The following is a 20,398-nucleotide window of genomic DNA, read 5'->3' on the forward strand; positions in this document are numbered from 1 at the left end:
AGGGAGCACACCGTGTCCAGCCCGCCGCCCAGGCACCTCACCCGTCGACTTCTTCAGCTGTACGTGGGGCTGGCCCTGTACGGAGTGAGCTCCGCCCTCCTCGTGGAGGCGGGCCTGGGCCTTGAGCCCTGGGGTGTGCTGCATCAGGGCCTCGCCGAGCTGACCGGGCTGACCATCGGTGTCGTGTCGATCATCATCGGGGCCGTCGTCCTTCTCCTGTGGATACCGCTGCGCCAGCGCCCGGGCCTCGGCACGGTGTCCAACGTCTTCGTGGTCGGCATCGCGATGGACGGCATGCTCGCCCTCCTGCCGGACGTGCACGCCCTCGGGGCCCGTGTCCCGTTGATGGTGGCGGGCATCCTGCTGAACGGCCTGGCGACCGGCCTCTACATAGCGGCGCGTTTCGGGCCGGGTCCGCGCGACGGCCTGATGACGGGCTTCCATCAGCGCACCGGCCGTTCGGTCCGCCTGGTGCGCACGACCCTGGAGGTGGCCGTGGTCGCGACGGGCTTCGTCCTCGGCGGCACGGTCGGTGTCGGCACGGTCCTGTACGCGCTCGCCATCGGGCCGCTGGCCCAGCTGTTCCTGCGGGTGTTCGCCGTCCCTGCCGCATCACCGGACGGCAGCACGGTCGTTGCCGCAGGGCCATCGAAGCGGGCGATACTGCGCGAGTGATCTCGCGCATACGCCACCCCTACCTCGACCATCCCGGGCCCATAGCCTTCGCCCACCGGGGCGGGGCCGCCGACGGCCTGGAGAACACCGTCGCCCAGTTCCGCCGCGCGGTCGAGGCAGGCTACCGGTACATCGAGACCGATGTGCACGCCACGGCGGACGGAAAACTCGTCGCCTTCCACGACGCGACGCTGGACCGGGTGACCGACGGCGCCGGCCGCATAGCCGACCTCCCCTGGGACGACGTACGGCACGCGCGCGTGGCGGGCGCCGAACCGGTCCCCCTCTTCGACGAGCTCCTGGAGTCCTTCCCCGACGTCCGCTGGAACGTCGACGTGAAGGCGGAGCCAGCGCTGCTCCCCCTCCTCGATCTGATCCGCTCCACCGCCGCCTGGGACCGGGTCTGCGTGGGCTCCTTCTCCGACGCGCGCGTCGCCCGGGCCCAGCGCGTGGCCGGCCCGCGCCTGGCCACCTCGTACGGCACCCGGGGTGTGCTCGGGCTGCGGCTGAAGTCGTGGGGGCTGCCCGCCGCGCCGCGGCGCTCGGCGGTCTGCGCGCAGGTTCCCGAGGCGCAGTCGGGCATCCCGGTGGTGGACCGCCGTTTCGTGGACGCCGCCCACGCGCGCGGGCTGCAGGTCCATGTGTGGACGGTCAACGAACCCGAGCGGATGCACCGGCTTCTGGACCTGGGAGTCGATGGCATCATGACCGATCACATCGAGACGCTGCGCGGGGTCCTCCAGGACCGCGGCACCTGGGCCTGAACGGTCCCGGCACGCCACGCGGTACGCCCTGCACGAGCACGACACGGGGAAGCGAGGGCACGGGTGGGCACCGACACCGTGCGGGAACGGGCGGCCGACGGGGCCGCCGAACGGCGGCGCGAACAACGCGGCTGGTACTTCTACGACTGGGCCTGCTCCGTCTATTCGACGAGCGTGCTCACCGTGTTCCTCGGCCCTTATCTGACGTCGGTCGCCAAGGCGGCGGCGGACGCTGACGGATTCGTGCACCCGCTGGGGATACCCCTGCGCGCCGGTTCGTTCTTCGCCTACAGCGTGTCCGCGTCCGTGATCCTGTCGATCTTCGTGATGCCCCTGGCGGGCGCGGCGGCCGACCGCGGCGGCCGTAAGAAGCCGCTCCTCGCGTGCTCGGCGTATCTGGGCGCCGCGGCCACGGCGGGCATGTTCTTCCTGGACGGCGACCGCTATCTGCTGGGCGGCCTCCTGCTCATCGTGGCCAATGCCTCGCTGGCCGTCTCGATGGTGCTCTACAACTCGTATCTGCCGCAGATCGCCCCGCCCGAGGAGCGCGATGCCGTCTCGTCGAGGGGCTGGGCGTTCGGTTACGCGGCGGGCTCGCTGGTCCTGGTGGCGAACCTGGTGCTCTACAGCGCCCACGACAGCTTCGGTGTCTCGGAGGCGACGGCGGTCCGCATCTGCCTGGCCTCGGCGGGCATCTGGTGGGGCGCCTTCACCCTCATCCCGCTCCGACGGCTGCGCGACCGCCGTACGGCGGACTCCCCCGCGGGCTCGCCGGGCGCGCCCGGACGCGGCTGGCGGCAGCTCGCGGCGACCGTGCGCGACATGCGCCGCCAGCCGCTCACCCTCGCCTTCCTCCTGGCGTACCTGGTCTACAACGACGGCATCCAGACGGTCATCTCACAGGCCTCCGTGTACGGGTCCGAGGAGCTGGGCCTGGACCAGTCGACGCTGATCGTGGCCGTGCTGCTGGTCCAGCTGCTCGCGGTGGCCGGGGCCCTCGGAATGGGCCGGCTGGCCCGGACGTACGGCGCCAAACGGATCATTCTCGGATCCCTGGTCGCCTGGACGCTCACGCTGGCCGCCGGATATTTCCTGCCCGCGGGAGCGCCCGGCTGGTTCTTCGTCCTCGCGGCGGGCATCGGGCTGGTCCTCGGCGGCAGCCAGGCGCTCTCCCGGTCCCTGTTCTCGCATCTGGTGCCGCCCGGCAAGGAGGCCGAGTACTTCTCCGCGTACGAGATGAGCGACCGTGGCATGAGCTGGCTGGGGCCGCTCCTGTTCGGCGTGACCTACCAGCTGACGGGCAGCTACCGGGACGCGATCCTCTCCCTCGTGGCCTTCTTCGTCCTGGGATTCGTGCTGCTCGCGAGGGTTCCGGTGCGCCGGGCGGTGCGCGACGCGGGCAACCCCGTTCCGGCGAGGATTTAGCGCTCAGCGCCAAAGGGCGGTAGTGTACGCGTTTGGCCTGCCAGGCGTACCGTTACTGCGCGTCAAAGATGCCGCAACACCGGGTGACATCTACTGCCAGATGTGACATACCGGGCGCAGGTGGGTACAACAACGGGCGGCTACGACGGCGACGCATGTCCCGGAGCGGGAATCTTTACCGCCGACCGGACGTTGACCGGATGACGACGACAGCGACACCTGTCCTGTGGGCGACAAGCCCGGGAGGCACGATTCATGAGTGAGCGAGCTCTTCGCGGCACGCGCCTCGTGGTGACTAGCTACGAGACGGACCGCGGCATCGACCTGGCCCCGCGCCAGGCCGTGGAGTACGCATGCGAGAAGGGCCATCGATTCGAGATGCCCTTCTCGGTGGAGGCGGAGATCCCGCCGGAGTGGGAGTGCAAGGTCTGCGGGGCCCAGGCACTCCTGGTGGACGGCGACGGCCCTGAAGAGAAGAAGGCCAAGCCCGCGCGTACGCATTGGGACATGCTGATGGAACGGCGTACGCGAGAGGAGCTCGAAGAGGTCCTCGAAGAGCGCCTGGCCGTGCTTCGATCCGGCGCCATGAACATTGCGGTCCACCCTCGGGACAGCCGCAAGTCCGCGTAGCCCTTCAGGGGGCTGAGCGGCATACAGCGCACGCACGCGACCGCGGGCGCCGTGTCTTCGGGCACGGTTCCTGCGGTTTTGTGCGTTTGCGTGGGACCCGGGTTCGGTTCCGGGTGCGTGCGGGCCGGCCGTGGCTGGGGTTGCGCAGTTCCCCGCGCCCCTGGGTATCTCAGCCCCTCCGGCGTTTGAGGAGCGAGGGTTCAGGGGCGGAGCCCCTGGGTATCTCAGCCCCTCCGGCGTTTGAGGAGCGGGGGTTCGGGGGCGGAGCCCCTGAGGTCGTGACGGGAACGGGTAGGGGCGGCGGGGGCGGAAAAAGCCCCCACCCACCCCCGGCGGCGGCCGGCCCTCAGCCGGTCAGCGGCGGGCGCGAGCCCTGGTTGTCCTCGCGGTCGCGCGGCACGTCGTCCCGGATGACCTCACCCTGGACCACCTTCCCGTCAGGCCGATGGATCCGAGCCTGCTGGAACGCGTTCCCGAACGACCCCGAAGCCTCCCGCACCTTCCGCTCGAACGTCCGCTCCGCATACCGCGAGAGCGCCTTCTGCACGGGCGGCACCAGCAGAAGCAGCCCGAGCGCGTCGGAGATCAGCCCCGGCAGCATCAGGAGCAGCCCGCCGAGCATCATCAGGCCGTTGCCCTCGGAGTTGGCCCGGCCCTGCGGCAGCGCCCCGCTCTGCTGCTGTTGCAACGTCTCGCTCAGCGCGCGAAAGGCCCGCCGCCCGGCCCGCTTGATCACCACGGCGCCGAGGACGAACCCGCCGATCAGCAGCAGGACCACCGCGAACCCGCTCGCCGCGCCCGCCACCACCGTCAGCAGCCAGATCTCCAGCACGAGCCACGCGGCCACGCCCAGGGGCAGGAACCTCAGCAGTCGTGAGCGCCGGGGCCGACGAGCGGTAAGGCCGGGGGCGGAGGAGGGCGGGATCGGTGCGCCAGTCGTCATGCCTCCAGTGTGCCTGGCCAGGGCTCAGTACGGCATAAAGCGTAAAGACGGGGTCAGCCCGGTCTGTGCGACAGGGAGGCCGCTCAGGGCTTCTTCCGCCCCAGCACGCGCCCGGCCCGCTCCCCCACACCCCACGTGGTGACCCGCCACAGCGCCTCCACCAGGATGTCGCGGCTCATCTTGGAGTCGCCCAGTTCCCGTTCGACGAAGGTGATCGGCACCTCGACGACGTGACAGCCGGCCCGCACGGCCCGGCGGGCCAGGTCGACCTGGAAGCAGTACCCCTGCGAGGCGACCTCTCCGAGGCCGAGCCGCTCCAGGGTCTCGCTCCGGAAGGCCCGGTAGCCGCCGGTGACGTCGCGGATCGGCACGTCGAGCAGGACACGCGAGTACAGGCTTCCGCCGCGCGAGAGGAACTCACGGGACTTGGGCCAGTTCACCACCCGGCCGCCAGGCACCCAGCGGGAGCCGAGCACCAGGTCGGCGCCCTTGAGCGCGGTCAGCAGCCGGGGCAGCTCCTCGGGCTGGTGGGAGCCGTCGGCGTCCATCTCGACCAGGACGCCGTACCCGTTCTCCAGGCCCCAGCCGAAGCCGGCGAGGTAGGCGGCGCCGAGGCCCTCCTTGCCCTTGCGGTGCAGGACGTGGACGTGTTCGTCCTCGACGGCCAGTTCGTCGGCGAGCTTGCCGGTGCCGTCGGGGCTGTTGTCGTCGGCGATCAGGACGTGCGCCGCGGGTACGGCCGCCCGCACCCGGCCCACGATCCTCTTGATGTTCTCCGCCTCGTTGAAGGTCGGGATGATCACCAAGGTCGTGCCGAGCGGACCGAACCGTCGCTCAACGCCGTCGTTCACAGCTTCCCCTTAAAACTTCCGTGCGAGAGGGGCACCACCATAGCGAGCGCCGCTCTTCCCGCAGGTAAGGCGCCGACTTGAAAAGTCGCACAACGGGGTCGTACGAGGGGAAAAGGGGTCACGGGAGGGTGGGGAACTGCGGATCGGGGCCCGGCGCCCTTCGGGCCGACCTGGGACCCGCTGGCTGCGGGTCGACCGAAAGCCGTTGTCTACTGAGCGGCCGGGCCCCACCCGGGTCACACCATCCGGCCGGAACGTTCCCTCGCCCCGTGGCGCGGACGCTGGGCCTGGCTCCCAGTGGTGGTGCGCCGGTGCGGCACACCACCCCTGACCCAACTGCGCTGCGGCGACTGCGCGGAAGTTCACCGGCCGGACGTCCGGTGGTGGACCCGGCCGAACCTACCGGCCACCTGCCGCTCACTGTCAACAGTCGTTCCACCTGCGGGTTTTCCAAGAAACGCCTGGTCAGCGCCGAGGATGCGCAGGTCGCGCGACAGCCCGTCGGACCATGATCGGCGCCGCGCCACCCCGGGACATCACTCGTCCGGCCGTACGAATACGGTTCGACCGTCCACCACGGTGCGCAGACAGACGGGCAGGTCCGCGCCGGGTGACAGGTCGGGCAGCCCGGGGGTTCCGGAGCGGGGGTCGGTCGACCAGCGGGCGACCCGGTCGTCCGGGGCCTGGACCACGAGTTCCTCGGTGCGCCACACCGCGTAGTCAGCGGGCGCGCCCGGCACCAGGGACCCCGCGTCGTCCCGTCCGACCGCCCGCCAGCCGCCCCGGGTGTGCGCCGTGAAGGCGGCGCGCACGGACACCCGGTGTCCGGGCGTTCGATGGAAGGCGGCGGCGCGGACCGTGCCCCAGGGGTCGAGCGGGGTGACGGGGCTGTCGGAACCGAAGGCGAGCGGCACGCCGGCGCGCAGCAGTGCGGCGTAGGGATTGAGCGTACGGGCGCGCTCGGCGCCCAGACGCTCGGCGTACATGCCCTCCTCGCCGCCCCACAGCGCGTCGAAGGCCGGCTGGACGGAGGCGGTGAGGCCGAGGTCGGCGAAACCGGCGATCGTCTCGGGCGTGAGCATCTCGGCATGCTCGACGCGGTGCCGGGCGGCGCGTACGCGGGCCAGGCCGACCTTCTCGGCGGCTGCGCGCACCCCGTCGACCACGGAGGCCACGGCGGCGTCCCCGATGGCGTGGAAGCCCGCCTGGAGCCCCGCCTCGGTGCACGCCACCACATGGGCGGCGACGGCGTCGGTGTCCAGGTAGGCGGTGCCTGTGTGTGCGGCGTCGGTGTACGGCCGGTGCAGACAAGCCGTGTGCGAGCCGAGGGCGCCGTCCACGAAGAGGTCGCCCGCGGCGCCGGCCGCTCCCAGGGCGCGGGCCTTCGCCACGTCCTGCTCGGCCCAGTAGCCGACGACGCGGGGGCCCGCCTCCTCGGCGGCGAGCCGCAGCAGCCCGGTGAAGTCGTCCTCGGAGGAGATCTCGGGGCCCGCGCACTCGTGCACGGAACCGATCCCGAGCGACGCGGCGTGCCGCAGGGCCGCGCGCTGGGCCTCCGTGCGCTGTGCCGGGGTCACGGCGGCGAACGCGGCGGCGCGTACGGCGTGGTGGGCGTCGCGGGTGAGGGGTTCGCCGTCCTGGAAGCCGGCGGCCCCGCGGACGCCCGGTGTCAGGTCCAGCAGGGCCGTGGTGGCGACGGCCGAGTGGACGTCGATCCGGCTGAGGTAGAGCGGCCGGCCGCCGGTGGCCTCGTCCAGTTCGCCGCGCCTCGGGGGGCGCCGCTCGGGCCAGCGGGAGGCGTCCCAGCCGTGGCCGAGGAGCACCCGGTCGCCGGGGCGGGAGGCGGCGAAGTCCCGTAGGCGGGCCAGGGCGTCGCCGAGGGTGCGGGTGCCGGTGAGATCGAGGCCGGTGAGGGCGAGACCGGTGGCCGTGGTGTGCACGTGCGCGTCGGTGAAGGCCGGGGTGACGAGCGCCCCTTCGAGGTCGACCACCTCGTCCACGCCGTCCGAGAACGCGTCGGCGGCGCCCTCCGAACCGACCCAGGCGACCTGTCCGCGCTCCACGACCATCGCGGTGGCGAACGGATCGGCGGGACTGTGCACTTCACCGCCCCGCAGCAACACGGTACGGGGAGCCCCCGGGTGAACACGGTCCGACTCGAATGCGGTGGCGCTGTCGCTCATACCGACAGTCTCACCCCTGAGCGAGGCACCTCGTCGCGCGGCCCCCGCAGCCGGGCCCCGCCAGGATCGCGAGGAACGGCGCAACCAGCCACAACGGACCCGCACGCAAAGACCCGCCACACCCCCACCCACCCAGGGGCGCGAGGAACTGCGCGACAAGCCACGACGGACCCGCAGACACCTCACGCACGCCCGGCACCCACCCCTCAGGGGCGCGGGGAACTGCGCAAACGCCCCCACCGGCCCGCAGACGAACGTCACCCCCCGGCCGGAAAGCCCACGCACGCGATCACGGGTCGCCGTCAGATCTTCGGCGGCCGAGCCTCGTACGGCGTGGAGAGAACCACAGTCGTCCGCGTGGACACCCCCGCCAACGACCGCAACCGCGCAAGCAACTCCTCCAGCTCGTGCGGAGTGGCGACCCGCACCTTCAGGATGTAGTTCTCGTCGCCGGCCACGCTGTGGCACGCCTCGATCTCCGGCACCCCCGCCAGCCGCTCGGCGATGTCGTCCGGCGCGCTGGGATCGAACGGTTTCACCGAGATGAACGCCGTCAGCGGCAGCCCCACCGCCTCCGGGTCGACGACCGCGGCATAGCCGCGGATGACGCCGCGCTGCTCCAGCCGGCGCACCCGCTGGTGCACGGCCGACGTGGACAGGCCCGTGGCCTTGCCCAGGTCGGTGTAGCTCATCCGCCCGTCTTCGACGAGCAGCTGCACGATGTGGCGGTCCAGCTCCTCCATGGCGGAGAACCTACAGTGCCCTTGATCCCACCGGGAACCAGCGGCGCAGGTCATACCCGCCCCGGGGCCGCGGCCGGGCCCGCCCGTCGTCGCGTGCCGGGTACGAACCGGCCGGGTCGGGCACCTGCGGGCAGCATGTGACGAACACCACATGACACCGCCCGCTTCCGTGATGTTCTCGTGATTACCGCGCAGACGGGACGGGAAGTGCTTGCTGTGGCCGAGGTCGCAGCACCTTGTCGGCCCATCCAAGGGGGAGTAACCCATGCAGAGTCTCAAGCGTCTTGGACGTACCGCGCCCAAGCGGCAGCAGTCGGTCTTCGAACCCGAGCCGGAGGGCGTCGAACCGGACGCCCTGGACGGCGAGGAGCTCGACGCGTACGACACCTTCGAGATGTACCGGGTGATCTGCCCGGACTGCGCGCAGCCCATCGCGCTGCTGGCGGACGAGGAGCGCCTGCCGGAGCACGCGCTCTGCGCGTCGCCGTGGAACCCCTTCGGGCTCACGGTCTGCGCCGGTACGGGCCGCGCGGCGGCCGACGCCCAGCCCGCCGACGAGACGATGGAGATCCAGGAGCAGGAAACGGCCCTGCTGTTGACGCTCCCTCAGGGACTCGACTGGCGGACCCAGCCCTTCTCGCACGTCGGAGGTCCCGGTTCGCGGCCCATCCAGGTCCCGGTGATGCGGCGTCTGGCCGCCTAGGACCTGTCCGGTTCCTCACGGCCCGGACCCCGCCGAAGCGCTGAAGGGTCCTCAGTCCCTGTAATCGCCCTGCACCATGGCTCGCAGGCTGTCGTGGTGCAGGATCAGCGTGTCCGGATCCGCCGGGACGTCCGTCTCGCCGAAGTGCACCTGCCGGTAGGCGACGCGCAGCATGACGACGGCGTGCCGCAGGGCCGCGTACAGGATGTGGAAGTCCATGTCGCGTGGTGTGTGGCCGGTGAGGTCGGCGTAGCGCGCCTCGACCCGGTCCCTGCGCAGGAAACCGGGCAGTCCGTGCTGTCCGAAGCTCTCCGTCAGGTCCTGGAAGAAGCGGTGCAGGTAGATCATCCAGCCGAGATCGACCTCGCGCGGGCCCAGTGCCGCCATCTCCCAGTCGAGGACGGCGGCGGGCTCGAACCCGTCGTAGATGACGTTCCCGATGCGCGCGTCGCCCCAGCTGAGCACCGTCTCGCCCTCGTCGCGCGGCCAGAGCGCGTCGAGCCGGTCGAAGGCGTCCTCGATGAGCGGCGAGTGTGACAGCCCGTCAGTCACCCATGCGTAGTAGGCACGTTGGGCTTCGACGTGACATCGCAGAGGGCTGCCGGATCCCGGCGCCGCAAGGAAACCGGCCTCCTTCACCGGGACCTGGTCGTGCAGCCGGGCGAGGAGGCCGACCGACGCCGCCTCCAGCCGTTCGCGCTCCGCCGCGCTCGCGGAGTGCAGCCAATTGCCCTCGTACGTATAGGGCATGACGTCCGGCGGTACGCGTCCCTCGACGCGCTCCATGACGAAGAAGGGCGCCCCGAGCGGCCCCGGGTCCTCCTCCAGCCACAGCACGCGCGGCACGGGGACGTCCGTGCGCTCCGCGACCAGCCGCAGGGTGCGGTACTGCCGCGGCAGGTCGTAGACCGGGAAGACGGTGTACGCCGCCGGGTCCGCCGCGAGTCTCAACGCGCACGCGCGGAGCGGGGGTTCGGGGTGCTCGATGTCGAAGAGCAGGGTCTCGCTCGACATCCCGTTGGAGGCGGGGACACGGACGTCGACCGCCTCCGCGCCGGGCAGCCGTACGGAGAGCCACCCGGTCAGCCGCCGAGCGATCTCCTCCGGATCACGGGTCGTCGTACGAGGACGAGGACGGGGACGGGGACGGGGTGCCTCAGCCATGCGACCACCACTCCTTCGCGACCCGCACGTTCCCCCTCACGGGGCTCACGGGGCTCACGGGACTCACGGGGCGACCGAGTCGAACCCGGTGAACCCGCTCGGGTCGTGCCGCCCGAACGAGCCGTGCTCGAAGATCCCGTACCCGGTGCGCCCGTCCAGGGTGAAGCGGGCCGCATGGTCGGTCACCCCGTACGCGGCGAGTCCGAGAGCGGCCGGATCCGAGAGGTCGTACGCGCGGCGGTCGGTCCAGCCCCTGCCCTGCCAGGTGCCGTGCTGCCAGTCCTCGGCGGGCGGATAGCCGGCGCCGACGGCGAGCGGGGAGGAGGCCAGGATCTCGACGCCCAGTTCGAGCGGCTTGCGGGGGTCGCCGAGGTGGACGGTCGCGCTCCGCGGGTGACGCGTACCGCTCCGGTAGGCGATCTCGGCCCGGGGCCAGCCGAGTTGGCGGTCGCGCCGCCCGGCCCGTACGAGGGTCGCGTCGTTCAGTGTCCGGTAGCCGTCGGCGTCCTCCTGGGTGACGACCATCAGGAAGCGGTCCTCGAAGCGGACGGGGCACCAGAGCCAGTGGAAGCCCTCGGTCCGGTGTTCCTCGGCCAGCCGGCCGCCCTCCTCGCCGGGCAGCGGGCGGGTGCCCCAGCTGCGGTCGCGGGTGCCGGTCCAGTCGTCGCCGGACAGCCGTGTCTCCTGCCCCGCGACCTTGATCCAGCCGTCGCACCGGCCTGCCTGGACGAAGCGTCTGCCCTCCAAGGTGAGGCGGGCGCCCCTGCGTTGCAGGTGATGCGGTTCCCACAGGGCGGGGAAGTCCGCGGACCAGGTGATCTCGTACGAGAGTCCGTCCGGGTCGTCGGGGTCGGCCGCGCAGCTCAGGACGAAGTCCTTCAGGGGGCGCTCGACATGGATCCGGAGCGGCCCGACGGACAGGCGCATCCGCTCGTCGTCGTCGAGGGCGTCCGAGGCGCGCACGGCGTGCAGGGTGTCGCCGACGCGCAGGGTCGCGTACGCGTCGATGACGCCCACGTTCGGATAGACCCCGAGCCCCAGGACGAGCAGCGCCCTGCCCTGGTGGTCGAAGACATGGAAGATGCAGCGGTCGTAGGCGTTCCGGTCCCCCGTCGCCACGTGCTTCATCGAGAGGGGGACCTGGTGCACGGGGTACTCGTCGAGGGCTACGGGGCGGTCGTCCGGCATCGGCTGCCTCCCGGGGCGCGCGGCACGGGAGAGTTGACGGTACGTCAGATGGGCGTCGGGGGCCAGGGTCCGGCAGCCCTTCGAGGCCCCGGAACCCCCGCGAACGCACAGGCGAATTCGCCAGTCGGTGACCTGCCCGCCCCGAAGCACGTTGGCCCGGTATGACCCCTTCGTACGCAGACACATACGCAGAGACGGGCCGTCGTCGCGGGTTTCTCCCTCCCCCGGCAGAATCGGTTTCCCAGGGGACTCAAGGGACGCGGGGCACTCAGGGGACGCAGGGAACCCACAGGACCCAAGGGAGTCACGGATCCCAAGGGAACCATGGGGCTCATGGGAACCTGGGGACGCAGCAGCCTCAGGAGCATCTGGTGCCCCAGGAGACACAGTGGACGCGAGTGCTGCAGGCTCCCGCGCCCCAGGAGCCGCAGGGGCCTCAGCGGTCACAGGGACCGCAGGGGCCCCATCAGCCCGTGGACCCGCCCATCTACCGCGCCATGATGCGGGCCTGGTCCGACCGCGGCCGGACCCTGCCGGGCCGCCACGATCCGGAGTGGGCCCGGCTCATCACCCCCGCGGCGATGTACACGTACGGGCGGTTCAGCGCGACTCGGGACCCGCGAGGTGACGGGCGATGACCATCCGCTGGATCTGATTGGTGCCCTCGACGATCTGCAGCACCTTGGCCTCGCGCATGTACCGCTCGACGGGGAAGTCCGCGGTGTAGCCGTACCCGCCGAGCACCTGCACGGCGTCGATCGTGACCTGCATCGCGGTGTCGGTGCAGAACAGCTTCGCCATGGCCGCCTGCCGGGCGAAGGGCCGTCCCGCGTCCCGCAGCCGGGCCGCGGTGAGATACAGCGAACGGCCCGCCTCGATCCGCGTCGCCATGTCCGCCAGCATGAAGCGCAGGCCCTGGAAGTCCGCGATCGGCCGGCCGAACTGCTCGCGCCCCGTCGCGTAGGCGACCGCCTCGTCCAGCGCGGCCTGGGCGACCCCGACGGCACAGGCCGCGATGCCGAGCCGCCCGGAGTCCAGTGCGGACAGGGCGATCGCGAAGCCCTGCCCCTCCTCGCCGAGGCGCCTGCTGTCGGGGATCCGCACCCCGTCGAAGTGCACCTGGGCGGTCGGTGAGCCCTTCATGCCCATCTTCTTCTCGGGCACCGCGGCGCTCAGGCCCTCGGCGTCACCGGGCACCAGGAACGCCGTGATGCCCCGTGCCCCTTCGCCGCCGGTCCGCGCGAGCACGGTGCAGAAGTCCGCGACCCCGCCGTGCGTGATCCAGGCCTTCGTTCCGGTGAGCACCCAGTCGTCGCCGTCCCGTACGCCCTTCGTCCGCAGGGACGCCGCGTCCGAGCCCGACGCCGGCTCGGAGAGGCAGTAGGCACCCAGGAGGCCGCCGCCGAGCATGTCCGGGAGGTGTTCGACCTGCTGTTCCTTGGTGCCGTAGTTGGCCAGGGCATGGCAGGCGAGGGAGTGCACGCTGACCCCGAGGCCGACGGTGAGGCGGGCGGCGGCCAGCTCTTCCAGCACCTGGAGGTAGACCTCGTACGGCTGGTCACCGCCGCCGTACTCGGAGTCGTACGGAAGGCCGAGCAGTCCCGATTCCGAGAGCAGGGTGAAGATCTCCCGGGGGAAGCGTCCGGCGTCCTCCTCCTCGGCCGCCTTCGGGGCGATCTCGCGCTGCGCGATGTCACGGACGAGCGAGATCAGATCCCGGGCCTCGTCCGTGGGCAGTTGACGGTCCACCGGCTGCGGGGCGCGGTCGGGCATGGCGACGATCCTCCCTGTCGGGCACATCGGCGGGCGCACACCTGGGTGGGGCTGCGCCGCCGGGTCTCACTGAGCACCGGTGATGCTCGCGCCTCCGGGTCGCGGAAGCGCCTGATCAGCGGCTGTGCGCAGTGAGTATGCCCGATCGGAGGCATCGCGTCACCAGTTAACGACCGCTTACTCAAGAGTAAAGGATTCCTATAGGGAATTCCTGGGCGGAATTGGTCCGAACCATTGACCAACTGGTCTAGTCCTCCTACTGTTTCGCTCCAACGCTTCACCGCGTCCATGCCAATCGGCGCATGTTCCCCTCTCCCCCACGAGGAGTCCGATGCTCAGCTCACTCCGCCCCCGCGTCCGCTTCCGGGCGCTCCTGTCCGCCGCGTGTTGCGCCGCCCTCGGCGCGGGACTGCTCGCCGGTGCGGGCACGGCCACCGCGGCCGGCACCTCGGCCCCGGCGGCCACGGCCGGGAAGGCCGCCACCCCCACAGCGGCCACCGCCGCGGCGGCCGGCTCCAAGGTCGTCGGCTACTTCACCGAATGGGGCACGTACGACCGTAAGTACCTGGTCAAGAATGTGGAGACGTCCGGCTCCGCGGCCAAACTGACGCACATCAACTACGCCTTCGGCAATGTCACCGGCGGCAAGTGCGCGATGGGCGACTCCTACGCGGCCACCGAGCGGACGCACACCGCGGCCGAGTCGGTCGACGGCGTCGCGGACACCTGGGACCAGCCCTTGCGCGGCAACTTCAACCAGCTCCGCGAGCTGAAGAAGAAGCACCCGAACCTCAAGATCCTGTGGTCCTTCGGCGGCTGGACCTGGTCCGGCGGCTTCACGGAGGCGGCCAAGAACCCGGCGGCCTTCGCCCAGTCCTGCTACGACCTGGTCGAGAACTCGAAGTGGGCCGATGTCTTCGACGGCATCGACATCGACTGGGAGTACCCCAACAGCTGCGGCCTCAGCTGTGACACCAGCGGACGGGCCGCGTACAAGAACCTGATGTCGGCCGTCCGCGCCAAGTTCGGCGGCTCGGCGCTGGTCACCTCGGCGATCCCGGCCGACGCCACCGCCGGCGGCAAGCTCGACGCGGCGGACTACGCGGGCGCGGCCCAGTACGTCGACTGGTACAACCCGATGACGTACGACTTCTTCGGTGCCTGGGACGCGACAGGACCCACGGCTCCGCACTCCGCGCTGAATTCCTACTCGGGGATCCCGAAGGCCGAGTTCCACACCTCCGCCACCATCGCCAAGCTCAAGGGCATGGGCATACCGGCTTCGAAGCTGCTGCTCGGCATCGGCTTCTACGGGCGCGGCTGGACCGGAGTCACCCAGGCGGCGCCGGGCGGCTCGGCCACCGGCCCGGCGGCGGGTACGTACGAGCAGGGCATCGACGACTACAAGGTGCTCAAGACGAAGTGCCCGGCCACCGGCACGGTGGGCGGCACCGCGTACGCCAAGTGCGGGAGCGACTGGTGGAGTTACGACACCCCGTCGACCATCGCCGGGAAGATGAGCTACAAGAACGCGCAGGGTCTGGGCGGCACGTTCTTCTGGGAGCTGAGCGGTGACACGGCGAACGGCGAACTGATCAAGGCGATCAACTAGCTCCGCCGGTAGGGCAGTCGGGGCGGGGAGCCGGAAACGGTCCCGCCCCGGCTGCCGTCTCAGCCCGGGTGTCTCAGGTGGTGCGGCGCGCGGCCTGCGGGGCGGGGTAGGAGACGTCCAGCTCCTCGATGGCCCGCATCGTGCCGCCGAGCATCTTCACCAGCAGCTCACGCATCAGATCGCGCGGCAGCCCGCGGTGGTCGATCCAGTCGAGGGTGGCCCCCTCCACACTGCACAGCCAGCCCAGCAGCGCGGTACGCGGCAGCGGGCCCACCTTCCGCCGCCCGTACGCCCCTTCGGCGATGGTCTCGACGATGGCTTCCCGCACACCGTCGCGGATGGCGAGCACCTCGGCGTCGAAGCCGACACCGCCGCTGATGATCGTCCGGTACGCGGCCTGGTTGTGCTCGGCGTAGCGCAGATAACCGTCGATGGTGCGGTGCACCCGTTCCTCCGGGGGCAGTTCGAGACCGCCGGCCGCCCGGGAGATCAGCTCGGCCACCGAGTCCTCGACGATCGCCAGGTAGTAGCCGCGCTTGGAGCGGAAGTAGTAGTAGATCAGCCCCTTGGCGACATGCGCCTGCTTGGCGATGTCGTCCATCGACAGGGCGTCGTAGGACGTGTCGGCGAACAACTTCCGCCCGATGACGATGAGTTCGGCACGGCGCGCCACGGAACGGTCGGTGCCGCGCGCTCCGGGGCGGTCGGCACCGCGCTGTGGACTGTTAGTCAATTGCGGACCTGGTCTCCAACCGCGGGCGGGACTTCCGCAGTATGGCAGAGCCGTACGAGCGGCCTGTTCGAGTCGCTTCGACTCCCTGCGGCCGGCCCTTCGCGGTCCTGGCGTCAGACCAGGCCGAGCTGCGTCACGAACATCGCGAGCACCAGCACGAAGGTCCAGCCCATGACGTGCTCAAGGATCTTCGGGCCGTCGTCCTTGGGGCCGCCCGTCCGGGCGCGGACCTGTCCGGCGGTCACAGAGTTCGTGGTCATGGCGGCTCACTCACGGTCGGTTTGCGATGGACTCCCCCGCCGGTTCGGACGGACTTGTCCCACCGGTTCGTCCACCTTGCCATCGGATCGGGCTTTTGCGGGGGAGAGCTTGGTCACCCGCGACCGGCCGGTGTGGCACACGCCACAGGGGCGGCTCCGCCGACGCGGGGCCACCCCTGTGCCGTACGGGCGTCCGGGCTCAGTGCACGCCCACCGCCGCCAGGGCCTTGCGCTGGGCGTCCGTGGGATGGGCCGGGAAGTAGAGGTAGCAGACCCCGCCGGTGCCGGAGACGACGTTCCCGGCGGCGTTGTACCTCTTCGTCCGGAGCCAGATGTTCTCCCACTCGCGCCGCTTGTAGACGCGCCGTACCGCGTCGTTGCTCGGCGAGTTCGGGTCGTTGGCGATCACGTCACCGTCGGCGGTGAAGCCGATGACCGTCATCAGGTGCCCGGCCGTGCCGTACCCCGCGCCGGTCAGTTCGGACGCGAGGAAGGACTGGGACGTGATGGCCGGGATCCCGGCGGCGATCAGCGTCTCCAGATCGGCGAGCGAGCGGAGCCGGGTCACCACGCCCTGCAGATCCTTGTACGTGGCGGCGTACGCGGCGTTGAAGGGCCAGTTGCCGCAGCCGTCGTACTGGTAGTCGAAGGTGAACCGCGCCGCGTGGCACACCTGCGGGTCCGCGTACTCGGGCTTGACCCAGGCCAGGTCGGCGGCCGTGGGCTTCCGCCCCCAGTACTCGATGATCATCTGGGAGGAGGTCGGGCTGCACCAGGCCTCGCCGCCGTTGTCGTACTCGGGGTACTGGCCGACGTGGATCTCCTGCGAGTAGCGCGGCACCTTCAGTTCCCGCGCGAGACCGGGCGCCGACGCCGGGACCGTGAAGCGGTCGGGGATGTCGGAGCCCATCGCGCCGAGCCGCCACACGGTCGGCGTGGCCTTGGTCCCGGGCTTGCGGTAGAGCGTCAGCCGCAGCCGGTACGCCACCAGGCGCAGCCCGGAGGCCGTGTCGTCGATGGCGAAGGTGTCCGTCCAGACCGTGCTCCTCCCGTCGCTCTGGTCGTCGACCGAGGTCCGGCGGATGTCCTGGTCGCCGGCCGCCCAGCGGCCCATCACGTACCAGGGGGTGTCCGTGCCGTCGGAGTACGTGCCCGTCAGCTCGATCTGCAGCCAGGTGCCCGCCGGGGTCCGCGCGTTCCAGGAGGCGATGACCTCGGTGGAGGGGACACCGAGGCGGTGGACCGGCGAGGTCCAGCGGGCGTACTCCCAGGTGGCGGTCGTGCCCGTGTGCGGGTCCGCGTAGTCGGTGCGGCCCTCGGGGGTCCGGATCTCCAGACCCGGGCGGGCCCCCTGCACCGCGCGGGTTCCCTCCGCGGTGCCGTCACGCCAGTCGGCGTACGAGGTCCAGGCATGGTTGTCCACGAGGCCGGAGGGTGCTTTCGACGAAGGGGCGGCCGGGGTTCTCGCGGGGCGCGCCGCCGGGCTCGCGGCTGCCGCCGGGCTCGCCGCTCCGGCGGCGGCAGCCGCCACGGCCGCGGCCAGGACGGTTCTGCGGGACGGCTGTTCGGCTCTGGTCATGGACGGAAGACCCCCAGGTGTCCGGAACGGGCTGGTCCAGTGCGTGGGTGCTGCACAGGTGCTGCGTGGGTACGCATGTGCGGGTGTGGGCCAACTATGGAACGTGATCACGGCTTCTGCCAGCACTTCGGACCTCGCGGCGCCGACCAATATTGGTCGAGACCACTGAAGGGACAGGTGGACCGATTCACCCGATATCGGTCTCGGTAGAGTGTTCCTCCGGAATCCGTACGCCCCGCTCACACACCTCTGCTCCTCCACTCCTCCGCATCCAGGGAAGCCCCATCCACCTCCACGCCCTCGCCGACCGGCTGCGCCGGCAGCCGCCCTCCTGCGGTCCCGTCCGGCTCATCGGCGTCGACGGACACGCGGGCTCCGGCAAGACCACCTTCGCGGAACGCCTGGCCGGGGCGCTGGACGGCGCTCCCGTGCTGCACCTGGACGACATCGCCACGCACGAGGAGCTCTTCGCGTGGACGGAGCGGCTGCTCCGAGAGGTCGTCGAACCACTGGGCCGCGGCGAGAGCGCGCGCTACCGCCCCTACGACTGGCGGCTGCGCGACTTCGGGCCGGCCCGTACCCTGCCGCCCGCGCCCGTGATCCTCGTCGAGGGGGTCGGCGCCGGCCGCCGCGCGGTGCGGCCGCACCTTGCGGGACTGCTGTGGATGGAGATGCCCCACGAGGACGCGTGGGCGCGCGGGCGTCTGCGGGACGGCTCGGCGCAGAGCGATTTCTGGGCAGGATGGGTCCCCGCGGAGCGCCGGCACTTCGCCGAGGACCCTTCGGAGCCGTTCGCCGACCTTCTGGTACGACAGTGTTCAGACGGATATGAGGTACTGCCAGGACCTGCCGAGACGTCACTGAGAACGCTTTCGGTCACGGATCGTGACGGGCCTGCATCTGTGTGCTGAACTCGTGAAGACCGCTGTCCGAGAAGTTGCCTGAGTGCCCCAACTCGGCTTGACCGAGGGGCCGTACAGGTCTTACGTTCTCAAGGAGCGGCCTTCGGGGCCGCCCCACAGACGCGAGGCCCCCGGTTGTTCCCCCGTGATCGGGGGCTTCGTTCTGTCCTCAAGCGTTGTGCGGACGCTCCGAGACGCAATTCGCTCACCCTGCGTGACCGTCCTGAGTGTGTCGCGTCCGCTCCCACCTCGAAGAACCCGTCGTGCGGCACCCTACGGTCCGGCGCTCCCCCGCAGGTACGATGCCTCTTGGTGCGACCTTCGGACGGCTGCTCTCCGCACCGCGCGCAACTCCCGTCCGCGGCACAGCGGTTCGACGAAGACTGCCGACGGGCACCGGCCCGCCCGGTGATCAACGGGGGCACGGTATGTGGGGGACGTGATGGACTTCGGCACGCAGGGCCCCGAGGCCCCGGCCGACCTCGCCTGGCTGCGAGGTGTGGATGCCTACACCATGGGGGCCTATCCGCAGGCGGAGGAGGAGTTCCGCGCCGCGGTCCGGATGGATCCGGGGATGGCCGACGGCTGGCTGGGACTGCACGCGCTGCGCATCGACACGACGACCGCACTGCTGCGGATGTTCCGGCACCGCGACCGCTTCGGGGAGCAGCGCACCCGGCACCGGCGCACACTCAACTCCTGGTACTGGCTGGGCTGGTGGGTGCAGCCGGTCCTTGAGTCGCCCCGCGATCTGCTGCTCGCGCACTCCTCGCACTGGCTCGACGGACGCCATGTCCCGGAGCTGGACCGGGCGTTGGCGGGCCTGCCCCCGGTGGACACGGATCCGCAGGTCCGGTTCCTGCACGCCTGCCGGGCCTACCTCGTCAAGGACTGGGAGCAGTTGGTCCGCCACACGGACCCGCTCATCGACGATCCGATGCTGGGCATCGAGGCGGGCCTGTTCGGCGGGATGGCACGGGTACGTCTGGAGATGTACGGGCAGGCCGAGCCGCTGCTGTCGTCCGCGCTGATGCGCTGCCGCAGCGAGCAGCCGCAGCGCAAGGAGCTGCGGTACTGGCTGGCGCGCGCGCACGAGGGCACGGGCCGTTCGGCGGCGGCCCTCCCCCTGTACCGGGCGGTGCACCGGGTCGACGCGGCCTTCATGGACACCTCGGCCCGGCTCGCCGCGATCTCCGAGGGCGACGGGTACGACGAGACGGCCGACCTCGCGGCGATCACACTGACCGGCGTCGGACAGGACATCCTGGACGGCCCCGACGGTGTGGACCCGCTGTTCGGCGCCGAGGGCCGCGACCTCAAGCTCTCCGGGCCCGAGCTGCCGCCGCCCGGCACCCTGCCGTCCGAGTCGGACCGGGTCCGCGAGAAGGCCGTCGTGCCGGTGCTGCCACCGCATCTGCCGACCGGGCCCACGGATCCCGCGCTGCTCGAAGAGGCGCTGGCCGAGCTGGAGGGCATGGTCGGCCTCGAACCGGTCAAACGCCAGGTGAAGGCGCTCTCGGCGCAGCTGAACATGGCCCGGCTGCGGGCCGGGCAGGGGCTGCCGGTCCAGCCGCCGAAACGGCACTTCGTCTTCTCCGGGCCCTCCGGCACCGGCAAGACCACCGTGGCGCGCATCCTCGGCCGGGTCTTCTACGCGCTCGGGCTGCTCGGCGGCGACCATCTCGTCGAGGCGCAGCGGGCCGATCTGGTGGGCGAGTATCTCGGCCAGACCGCGGTGAAGGCCAACGAGCTGATCGACTCCGCGATCGGCGGGGTGCTCTTCGTCGACGAGGCCTACTCGCTGTCCAACTCCGGATACGGCAAGGGGGACGCGTACGGGGACGAGGCGCTGCAGGTGCTGCTGAAGCGGGCCGAGGACAACCGGGATCATCTGGTGGTGATCCTCGCGGGATATCCGGAGGGCATGGACCGGCTGCTCGCCGCCAATCCCGGACTGTCGTCCCGGTTCACGACCCGCGTCGACTTTCCGTCCTACCGGCCGCTTGAGCTGACCTCGATCGGTGAGGTGCTGGCGGGGGAGAACGGGGACGTGTGGGACGAGGAGGCGCTCGACGAGCTGCGCTCCATCAGCGGGCACGTCGTCGATCAGGGGTGGATCGACGAACTGGGGAACGGGCGGTTCCTGCGTACGTTGTACGAGAAGAGCTGCGCCTACCGGGATCTGCGGCTCTCCGGGTATCCGGGGCATCTGACGCGGGACGATCTGGCGACGCTTCGGCTGGCCGATCTCATGCAGGCGTATGGGGAGG

The 20,398-nt window shown here is 71.1% G+C and carries 19 protein-coding genes; 9 read left to right on the top strand and 10 right to left on the bottom strand.

Annotation, left to right across the window (positions count from 1 at the left end; translation table 11 throughout):
* Positions 1–12: 12 nt before the first annotated feature.
* The 4 genes from ACFWGJ_RS04700 to ACFWGJ_RS04715 all read left to right on the top strand — a co-directional run bounded on the left by ACFWGJ_RS04700 (position 13) and on the right by ACFWGJ_RS04715 (position 3,494).
* Positions 13–675, top strand: a complete 663-nt coding sequence (locus ACFWGJ_RS04700; protein ID WP_387321012.1) for a YitT family protein — start codon at positions 13–15, stop codon at positions 673–675.
* The gene (locus ACFWGJ_RS04705) at positions 672–1,439 is read left to right on the top strand and encodes a glycerophosphodiester phosphodiesterase (RefSeq protein ID WP_387321013.1); all 768 of its coding nucleotides are present in this window, start codon (positions 672–674) and stop codon (positions 1,437–1,439) included. The genes ACFWGJ_RS04700 and ACFWGJ_RS04705 overlap by 4 nt, the downstream gene beginning before the upstream one ends.
* Before the next feature lie 63 nt (positions 1,440–1,502).
* Positions 1,503–2,864 carry an MFS transporter gene (locus tag ACFWGJ_RS04710; RefSeq protein WP_387321015.1) on the top strand — a complete coding sequence of 454 codons (1,362 nt, stop codon included), beginning with the start codon at positions 1,503–1,505 and terminating at the stop codon, positions 2,862–2,864.
* Positions 2,865–3,119: 255 nt separating this feature from the next.
* On the top strand, positions 3,120–3,494 hold the full coding sequence (locus ACFWGJ_RS04715) for an RNA polymerase-binding protein RbpA (RefSeq protein ID WP_003977404.1): 375 nt from the start codon (positions 3,120–3,122) through the stop codon (positions 3,492–3,494).
* A gap of 346 nt (positions 3,495–3,840) precedes the next feature.
* Here the strand turns inward: ACFWGJ_RS04715 and fxsA are convergent, their stop codons facing one another.
* The 4 genes from fxsA to ACFWGJ_RS04735 form a co-directional block, all read right to left on the bottom strand.
* Positions 3,841–4,437, bottom strand: a complete 597-nt coding sequence (gene fxsA, locus ACFWGJ_RS04720) for an FxsA family membrane protein (protein ID WP_387321017.1) — start codon at positions 4,435–4,437, stop codon at positions 3,841–3,843.
* A gap of 83 nt (positions 4,438–4,520) precedes the next feature.
* Positions 4,521–5,288, bottom strand: a complete 768-nt coding sequence (locus ACFWGJ_RS04725) for a polyprenol monophosphomannose synthase (RefSeq protein WP_387321018.1) — start codon at positions 5,286–5,288, stop codon at positions 4,521–4,523.
* A gap of 536 nt (positions 5,289–5,824) precedes the next feature.
* A complete protein-coding gene (locus ACFWGJ_RS04730) occupies positions 5,825–7,471 on the bottom strand; it encodes an amidohydrolase (RefSeq protein WP_387321020.1) in 1,647 nt (548 codons plus the stop codon).
* 302 nt (positions 7,472–7,773) lie between these two features.
* On the bottom strand, positions 7,774–8,214 hold the full coding sequence (locus ACFWGJ_RS04735) for an Lrp/AsnC family transcriptional regulator (protein ID WP_107019623.1): 441 nt from the start codon (positions 8,212–8,214) through the stop codon (positions 7,774–7,776).
* 265 nt (positions 8,215–8,479) lie between these two features.
* Here ACFWGJ_RS04735 and ACFWGJ_RS04740 point away from each other — a divergent pair, with 265 nt between their 5' ends.
* Positions 8,480–8,917: a hypothetical protein gene (locus ACFWGJ_RS04740; protein ID WP_387321021.1), complete on the top strand. Its 438-nt coding sequence runs from the start codon at positions 8,480–8,482 to the stop codon at positions 8,915–8,917.
* Positions 8,918–8,968: 51 nt separating this feature from the next.
* On the opposite strand, the gene ACFWGJ_RS04745 is transcribed toward ACFWGJ_RS04740, so the two are convergent.
* Together ACFWGJ_RS04745 and ACFWGJ_RS04750 are read right to left on the bottom strand one after the other, a co-directional pair.
* A complete protein-coding gene (locus ACFWGJ_RS04745; RefSeq protein WP_387321023.1) occupies positions 8,969–10,081 on the bottom strand; it encodes a phosphotransferase family protein in 1,113 nt (370 codons plus the stop codon).
* A 63-nt stretch (positions 10,082–10,144) separates the two neighbouring features.
* A complete protein-coding gene (locus tag ACFWGJ_RS04750) occupies positions 10,145–11,269 on the bottom strand; it encodes a hypothetical protein (protein ID WP_387321024.1) in 1,125 nt (374 codons plus the stop codon).
* A 401-nt stretch (positions 11,270–11,670) separates the two neighbouring features.
* Between ACFWGJ_RS04750 and ACFWGJ_RS04755 the strand changes: the two genes are divergently transcribed.
* A complete protein-coding gene (locus ACFWGJ_RS04755) occupies positions 11,671–11,907 on the top strand; it encodes a hypothetical protein (protein ID WP_387321032.1) in 237 nt (78 codons plus the stop codon).
* Here ACFWGJ_RS04755 and ACFWGJ_RS04760 read toward each other — a convergent pair.
* Positions 11,870–13,042 carry an acyl-CoA dehydrogenase family protein gene (locus tag ACFWGJ_RS04760; RefSeq protein ID WP_387321025.1) on the bottom strand — a complete coding sequence of 391 codons (1,173 nt, stop codon included), beginning with the start codon at positions 13,040–13,042 and terminating at the stop codon, positions 11,870–11,872. The two genes, ACFWGJ_RS04755 and ACFWGJ_RS04760, sit on opposite strands and share 38 nt — an antisense overlap.
* Before the next feature lie 331 nt (positions 13,043–13,373).
* On the opposite strand from ACFWGJ_RS04760, the gene ACFWGJ_RS04765 reads away from it, so the two are divergent.
* Positions 13,374–14,654: a glycoside hydrolase family 18 protein gene (locus ACFWGJ_RS04765; RefSeq protein ID WP_387321026.1), complete on the top strand. Its 1,281-nt coding sequence runs from the start codon at positions 13,374–13,376 to the stop codon at positions 14,652–14,654.
* Between the two features lie 73 nt (positions 14,655–14,727).
* Here ACFWGJ_RS04765 and ACFWGJ_RS04770 read toward each other — a convergent pair whose 3' ends face one another.
* The 3 genes from ACFWGJ_RS04770 to ACFWGJ_RS04780 form a co-directional block, all read right to left on the bottom strand.
* A complete protein-coding gene (locus ACFWGJ_RS04770; protein ID WP_387321027.1) occupies positions 14,728–15,387 on the bottom strand; it encodes a TetR/AcrR family transcriptional regulator in 660 nt (219 codons plus the stop codon).
* A gap of 113 nt (positions 15,388–15,500) precedes the next feature.
* Complete coding sequence (locus tag ACFWGJ_RS04775) at positions 15,501–15,647, bottom strand: SCO1431 family membrane protein (protein ID WP_387321028.1); 147 nt, start codon at positions 15,645–15,647, stop codon at positions 15,501–15,503.
* A 199-nt stretch (positions 15,648–15,846) separates the two neighbouring features.
* Positions 15,847–17,226, bottom strand: a complete 1,380-nt coding sequence (locus tag ACFWGJ_RS04780; RefSeq protein ID WP_387321029.1) for a peptidase C39 family protein — start codon at positions 17,224–17,226, stop codon at positions 15,847–15,849.
* A 269-nt stretch (positions 17,227–17,495) separates the two neighbouring features.
* Here ACFWGJ_RS04780 and ACFWGJ_RS04785 point away from each other — a divergent pair, with 269 nt between their 5' ends.
* Positions 17,496–18,137, top strand: a complete 642-nt coding sequence (locus ACFWGJ_RS04785; protein ID WP_387321034.1) for a uridine kinase — start codon at positions 17,496–17,498, stop codon at positions 18,135–18,137.
* A 433-nt stretch (positions 18,138–18,570) separates the two neighbouring features.
* The coding region (locus ACFWGJ_RS04790; RefSeq protein WP_387321030.1) for an AAA family ATPase at positions 18,571–20,398 on the top strand (1,828 nt) is incomplete at its 3' end.

It is taken from the genome of Streptomyces sp. NPDC060205, assembly GCF_042728395.1.
GTDB lineage: Bacteria > Actinomycetota > Actinomycetes > Streptomycetales > Streptomycetaceae > Streptomyces.

Excerpts from the sequence above, each read along its gene's own strand:
- ACFWGJ_RS04715 (WP_003977404.1), top strand. The coding sequence starts at position 3,120 with ATGAGTGAGCGAGCTCTTCGCGGCACGCGCCTCGTGGTGACTAGCTAC.
- fxsA (WP_387321017.1), bottom strand. The coding sequence starts at position 4,437 with ATGACGACTGGCGCACCGATCCCGCCCTCCTCCGCCCCCGGCCTTACC.
- ACFWGJ_RS04730 (WP_387321020.1), bottom strand. The coding sequence starts at position 7,471 with ATGAGCGACAGCGCCACCGCATTCGAGTCGGACCGTGTTCACCCGGGG.
- ACFWGJ_RS04735 (WP_107019623.1), bottom strand. The coding sequence starts at position 8,214 with ATGGAGGAGCTGGACCGCCACATCGTGCAGCTGCTCGTCGAAGACGGG.
- ACFWGJ_RS04740 (WP_387321021.1), top strand. The coding sequence starts at position 8,480 with ATGCAGAGTCTCAAGCGTCTTGGACGTACCGCGCCCAAGCGGCAGCAG.
- ACFWGJ_RS04745 (WP_387321023.1), bottom strand. The coding sequence starts at position 10,081 with ATGGCTGAGGCACCCCGTCCCCGTCCCCGTCCTCGTCCTCGTACGACG.
- ACFWGJ_RS04750 (WP_387321024.1), bottom strand. The coding sequence starts at position 11,269 with ATGCCGGACGACCGCCCCGTAGCCCTCGACGAGTACCCCGTGCACCAG.
- ACFWGJ_RS04760 (WP_387321025.1), bottom strand. The coding sequence starts at position 13,042 with ATGCCCGACCGCGCCCCGCAGCCGGTGGACCGTCAACTGCCCACGGAC.
- ACFWGJ_RS04765 (WP_387321026.1), top strand. The coding sequence starts at position 13,374 with ATGCTCAGCTCACTCCGCCCCCGCGTCCGCTTCCGGGCGCTCCTGTCC.
- ACFWGJ_RS04775 (WP_387321028.1), bottom strand. The coding sequence starts at position 15,647 with ATGACCACGAACTCTGTGACCGCCGGACAGGTCCGCGCCCGGACGGGC.
- ACFWGJ_RS04780 (WP_387321029.1), bottom strand. The coding sequence starts at position 17,226 with ATGACCAGAGCCGAACAGCCGTCCCGCAGAACCGTCCTGGCCGCGGCC.